The organism is Rubrimonas sp., from assembly GCF_036788415.1.
Lineage (GTDB): Bacteria > Pseudomonadota > Alphaproteobacteria > Rhodobacterales > Rhodobacteraceae > Rubrimonas.
The window spans coordinates 1-5,207 of sequence record NZ_DAIQNN010000146.1; the positions used below are offsets into that span (position 1 = coordinate 1).

The following is a 5,207-nucleotide window of genomic DNA, read 5'->3' on the forward strand; positions in this document are numbered from 1 at the left end:
CAGCGCGCCGGCGATCTGGGCGATCAGCGTGGTCTTGCCGGCGCCGTTCGGGCCGATCAGCGCGTGGACTTCGCCCGCCCGCACGTCGAGATCGACCCCGTCGGTCACGCGCAGGGCGCCGTAGCTCTTGCGCAGGCCGCGCGCCTCCAGAACGGGGGTCATCCGCCGCGCTCCGCCAGCCCGGCGAGCCCCTTGCGCAGGAACAGCGCCACGCCAAGCACCATCAGGCCGAGGATGATCCGCCAGTGCTCGGTGAGTTTGGGCAGCGCCTCCTCGAGCCCGACCAGCGCCAGCGCGCCGATGGCGGCGCCGGTGAGGCTCGCCGTTCCGCCCAGCACCACCATCACGATCAGCTCGCCCGAGCGCAGCCAGCTCATGTAGGCGGGGCTGACGAATTCCGCGTGGTTGGCCAGCAGCGCGCCGGCGAGCCCGCCGAGCGCGCCCGCCAGCGCGTAAGCCGCCAGCCGCATCGCGGTCGCGTCGTAGCCGAGGGCGGCCATGCGCGCCTCGTTGCGCCGCGCGCCGTCGAGGGCGGCGCCGAAGGGGCTGCGGCCGAGCGCGCGCAGGCCGGCCCAGACCGCCGCCGCGCAGGCGAGGACGAGCCAGTAGAAGGCGCGGTCGTCCTCGACGAGGGGGCGGCCCGCGAGGGTGGAGCGGTTCCACAACGTCAGCCCGTCGTCGCCGCCATAGGCCGAAAGGCTGGTGGCGAAGAAATAGGCCATCTGCGCGAAGGCGAGCGTGATCATGATGAAATAGACCCCCCGCGTGCGCAGCGCGACGAGCCCGGTGAGCGCGGCGAAGCCGGCGGCGGACGCCATCGCCAGCGGGAAGGTGAGCAACCCCTCCTCCAGCCCGTGCGCATAGGAGATCCCCACCGCATAGGCGCCGATGCCCACGAAGGCCGCGAAGCCGAAGCAGACCAGCCCGCCGCGCCCGAGCACCAGTTGCAGCGCCATCGCGGCGATGGCGTAAATCAGGCCGCGCGCGAGGGTCTGCATCCACCAGCCGGCGCCCGCAGCCTCGAGCGCGAAGGGGGCGAGGGCGAGGGCGGCGAGAACGGCGAGCGCCCTCATCCGCCCCTCGCCGGGAACAGGCCCTGCGGGCGCAGGAACAGCACGCACGCCATCAGCAGATAGACCGCCATCGCCGCGAGCGCGGGGCCGACGTCGTTGGCGACGGAGGGAGAGAAGACGAGGCGGGCGAGGTCGGTCGAGAATGACCGGCCGAGCGTGTCCACGAGGCCGACGATGAGGGCTGCGAGAAACGCGCCGCGGATCGAGCCGATGCCGCCGATCACGATGACCACGAAGGCGAGGATCAGCAGATTGTCGCCCATATGCGGCTCGACGGCGAAGACGGGGGCGGCGAGCGCGCCGGCGAGGCCCGCGAGCATCGCGCCGAAGCCGAACACGCCCATGAACAGCCGGTCGATGTCCACCCCCAGCGCGCCGATCATCGCCGGGTCGGACGCGCCCGCGCGCACGCGCATCCCCATGCGGGTGTGGCGCACGAGGACGTAGAGGAGGGCGGCCACCGCAGCGCCGACGGCGAGGATGGCGAGGCGGTAGACCGGGTAGCCGAAGCCGTCCATCAGCGGCACGGTCCCCGACAGGAATTCGGGCGCGGGCAGGCTGAGGGGCGCAGGGCCGAAGATGGCGGTCGCGCCTTCGGTCAGGATCAGGATGATCCCGAAGGTCGCGAGCACCTGGTCGAGATGGCTGCGCGCGTAGAGATGGCGATAGACGAGCGCCTCCATCGCGAGGCCGAGGGCGAGCGCCGCGACGAGCGCCAGCGCCAGCGCCGCGCCGAAATGCCCGGTGACGCCGTAGAACACGAAGGCGAGATAGGCGCCCACCATGTATTGCGCGCCATGGGCGAGGTTCACGAAGTCCATCACGCCGAACACCAGCGTCAGCCCCGCCGCGATGAGAAACAGCAGCAGGCCCAGTTGCAGACCGTTGAGCGTCTGCACGGCGAAGAGCGTCAGCGACATCGGAGAGTTCCTTCGGATCGGGCCGGACGCGCGCGCCCGGCCCGCCATCTCGATCCCGGGGCGCGTCGGCTACATCCGGCACTCGGCGGCGTAGGCGTCGGCGTGGTCCTCGAACACGGTGCGCACGCGCTTCATCACATAGGCGTCGCCCTCCTTCACCGCCTCGACGAGGTGATAGTCCTGCACGGGGAAGTTGTTGGACCCGAAAGTGAACGCGCCGCGCGTGGTGGCGATGTCGGCGGCCTTCATCGCCGCGGACAGCGCGCCGGCTTCCGCCGTCCCCGCCGCCGCCAGCGCCGCATCGAGGATCAGCGCGGCGTCGTAGCCCTGCGACGCGTAGAGCGAGGGGGCGTAGCCGTATTTCGCCTCGAAGGAGGGCACGAAGGCGGCGTTGACCGGGTTGTCGAGGTCGCGCGCCCATTGCGCGCCGGCGAGCATCCCGAGGGCGGCGTCCTGCGTCGCCGGCAGGGTCGTCTCGTCCACGGTGAAGGCCGACAGGAACGGCATGTCGAGCCCCGCCTGCGCGAACTGGCGCACGAGGTTCACGCCCATGCCGCCCGGCATGAACGCATAGACCGCGTCCGGTTTCAGCGCCGCGATCCGGGCGAGTTCGGCGGAGAAGTCGAGCTGGCCGAGTTGGGTGAATATCTCGTCGGCGACCTCGCCCTCGTAGAAGCGCTTGACGCCGGCCATCGCGTCCTTGCCGGCCTGATAGTTCGGCGCGATCAGGACGAGGCGGGCGTAACCCTGTTCGGTCGCATGGCGACCGAGGACTTCGTGGTTGCCGTCGTTCTGCCAGGCGACGTTGAAGTGATGCGGATGGCAGCCCTTGCCCGCCAGCGGGGCGGGCCCGGCATTGGGGCTGACGAGCACGACGCCCGCGTCGATCACCGGCTTGAACACCGCCATCATCACGTTGGAGAACACGGTGCCGACCACGATGTCGGCGCCGTCGCGCTCGACCAGCGCCTTCGCCTTGCCGACCGCCACATCCGGCTTCAGCTCGTCGTCCACCACGATCAGATTGACGTCGAAGCCGCCGAGCTTGCCGCCGCGCTCCTCCAGCGCCAGTTGAAAGCCATCGCGGATGTGGGTTCCGAGCGCTGCGGGCGGGCCCGACAGCGTCAGCATCATGCCCACGTCGATCTGCTCGGCCTGCGCGGCGCCTGCGCCGAGGCCCAGCGCCAGCGCCGCGGCGAGCGCGCGGCGTCCCGTCTTGGTCATCTCCGTCTCTCCCTGTCCGCGCCGCCGCCCCGTTTCGCGCGGGACGTCCTGGCGCCGCCTGTTCCGCCGCGACGCTATTTGGCGGGGGGCCTCGCTGCAAGACAGGCGCCGAAAGACGGGCGCCGCGAGACGGGGCGTCTTGACCGCCGCCCCGGCGCAGTGGGATCAGGCGGTGAAGCAGGGGGCCGCGCCGGTTCGCGCGGCGGTTGCGGGAGGCGGAGCATGCGGATCGGCGTGATCCAGACGGGGCGGGTGCGGGGCGATCTCGCGCAGCGCCATGGCGAATATCCCGCGATGATGGAAGCTCTGATCGGGCCGCACGCGCCGGGGATGCGCTTCGAGACCGTCGCGCTGGTCGACGGCGCCGACCTGCCCGCCCCCGAGTCGTTCGACGGCTATGTGATCACCGGGTCGCGCCACGGGGTCTACGACGCCGACGTGCCGTGGATCGGCCCGCTCAAGGAGTGGTTGCGCGCGGTGCGCGCGGCGGGGCGGCCCATCGTCGGGATCTGCTTCGGACACCAGATCCTCGCCGAGGCGTTCGGCGGGCGGGCGGTGAAGCACGAGGGCGGCTGGCGGCTCGGGCCGCACGAATTCGAAGTCGCGGCGCGCCCCCGATGGGCCGCCGACGCGCCGGAGCGGCTGCGGCTGCACAGCATGCATCAGGATCAGGTCGTGGCGGTCCCGCAGGACGCGCAGGTCTGGGCGACGGCGCCGGGCTGCGTCTACGCCGGGCTGACCTATGGCGACCCCGATGCGCCCGACGCAGTGTCGATCCAGCCGCATCCCGAGATGAACGCCGCCTTCAAGCGCGACCTGACCCAGCATCTGCATGACGAGGCCCGCGTGCCCGAGGCGCTGGCGCGCGCTGCGCTCGACAGCATCGGCGCGCCGGTCGACAACGCCGCCGTGGGCGCGATGTTCGCCCGCTATCTGCGCGCCGTCGCCGAGGCTCGGGGGCCGGCCTGAGCCGCGCCTATTCGAGAACGCGGGGCATCCGCCAGGGCAGCAGGAACTTCACCCAGCTGCTGGCGAAGCGGTCTCCGTCCACGGTCTCGTGCACGCCATGGGCCGCCTCGCCGAAAAGCCGCGAGGCCATCTCGGCGCGGGCGTAGAAAGGGGCGTCCTCGAGCCGTCGAACTTCGCGAACCGCCCCCGGATCGTCGGATTGCAGCTCGCGCTTCACCCGCCAGAGCGTGCCGGGCAGGGGCGCGCGGGCGGGCGGCTCCAGCTCCTCGATGTCCCCGTCATGGCCGAAGCGGAGAGCCAGCGAGCGCCGACCGCCCTGCCGCCGCTCGACGTCGTAGAGAATCGCGCCGCGCCCGGAGTCGAGCGTCCAGCGCGACCAGTCCCAGCGCTCGAAGCCCGCCTCCAATGGCTCGGAGCCGAAATTCGTGTCGATATAGGCTTGCCCGCTCCAGCGCATCGCGGGGCTTGAGAACTCGGCCTCCACCCGCGCGGTCGGCGCTATGGGCCGCCATATGTGGCGCTGGGCGTCGTCGAGGGCGAAGCCGCGCGCGTTCAGCGTCTGCGGCATAATGCGCACGCGCCCGCGCAGCTTCGTCAGATGCGGGACCGCCCGCTCGCAGACGTCGATCGTCAGGCCGTCATTCTCCCAGCGCAGCGCGGACGGGCCGATGCCGAACAGGTCCGGCGCCCGCTCAAGCGCGTTGCGGCCGCGTTCGGTCATCGCCCAGCGGCTGGGCGCGCCGTAGAGCGCCACGTTGAGGCAGATGTGGTTCTCCGGCTCGCGCCGGCCCGACCAGTGGTAATAGGGTGAGAAGACCGAGCCGACGAAGGCGATGAAGGTCAGCGCGTGGCGGCCGTCGTCGGAGACGGCGTCGACATACCACCAGAGATAGCCGCCTTGCGGGCAGGGCTGGTCGAAGCGCGGCCTCGGGTCTGCGCTGCGGTCGGCGAGGTCCAGTCGATCCCCAGATCCTCCAGCGCCGCCTGCGCCGCGAGCCGCCCCGACATCGCCGCCATCGGC

6 protein-coding genes are annotated in these 5,207 nt (G+C 71.7%); 1 reads left to right on the forward strand and 5 read right to left on the reverse strand.

What is annotated here, in order from left to right; genetic code table 11:
* From V7Q31_RS17230 to V7Q31_RS17245, 4 genes are all read right to left on the reverse strand, one after another.
* Positions 1 to 162: ATP-binding cassette domain-containing protein (locus tag V7Q31_RS17230; RefSeq protein ID WP_333835091.1), on the reverse strand; the 162-nt coding region annotated here is incomplete at its 3' end.
* Positions 159 to 1,073: a branched-chain amino acid ABC transporter permease gene (locus tag V7Q31_RS17235; protein ID WP_333835086.1), complete on the reverse strand. Its 915-nt coding sequence runs from the start codon at positions 1,071 to 1,073 to the stop codon at positions 159 to 161. The genes V7Q31_RS17235 and V7Q31_RS17230, both read right to left, overlap by 4 nt.
* Entirely contained in the window at positions 1,070 to 1,993 is a 924-nt protein-coding gene (locus V7Q31_RS17240; protein ID WP_333835087.1) for a branched-chain amino acid ABC transporter permease, read from the reverse strand. Before V7Q31_RS17240 ends, V7Q31_RS17235 begins: the two co-directional genes overlap by 4 nt.
* Before the next feature lie 69 nt (positions 1,994 to 2,062).
* The gene (locus tag V7Q31_RS17245; RefSeq protein WP_333835088.1) at positions 2,063 to 3,217 is read right to left on the reverse strand and encodes an ABC transporter substrate-binding protein; all 1,155 of its coding nucleotides are present in this window, start codon (positions 3,215 to 3,217) and stop codon (positions 2,063 to 2,065) included.
* A 222-nt stretch (positions 3,218 to 3,439) separates the two neighbouring features.
* On the opposite strand from V7Q31_RS17245, the gene V7Q31_RS17250 reads away from it, so the two are divergent.
* On the forward strand, positions 3,440 to 4,186 hold the full coding sequence (locus V7Q31_RS17250) for a type 1 glutamine amidotransferase (RefSeq protein WP_333835089.1): 747 nt from the start codon (positions 3,440 to 3,442) through the stop codon (positions 4,184 to 4,186).
* 7 nt (positions 4,187 to 4,193) lie between these two features.
* Here the strand turns inward: V7Q31_RS17250 and V7Q31_RS17255 are convergent.
* A partial coding sequence (locus V7Q31_RS17255; RefSeq protein ID WP_333835090.1) for a carotenoid 1,2-hydratase occupies positions 4,194 to 5,207 on the reverse strand: 1,014 nt, incomplete at its 5' end.

Excerpts from the sequence above, each read along its gene's own strand:
- V7Q31_RS17235 (WP_333835086.1), bottom strand. The coding sequence starts at position 1,073 with ATGAGGGCGCTCGCCGTTCTCGCCGCCCTCGCCCTCGCCCCCTTCGCG.
- V7Q31_RS17240 (WP_333835087.1), bottom strand. The coding sequence starts at position 1,993 with ATGTCGCTGACGCTCTTCGCCGTGCAGACGCTCAACGGTCTGCAACTG.
- V7Q31_RS17245 (WP_333835088.1), bottom strand. The coding sequence starts at position 3,217 with ATGACCAAGACGGGACGCCGCGCGCTCGCCGCGGCGCTGGCGCTGGGC.
- V7Q31_RS17250 (WP_333835089.1), top strand. The coding sequence starts at position 3,440 with ATGCGGATCGGCGTGATCCAGACGGGGCGGGTGCGGGGCGATCTCGCG.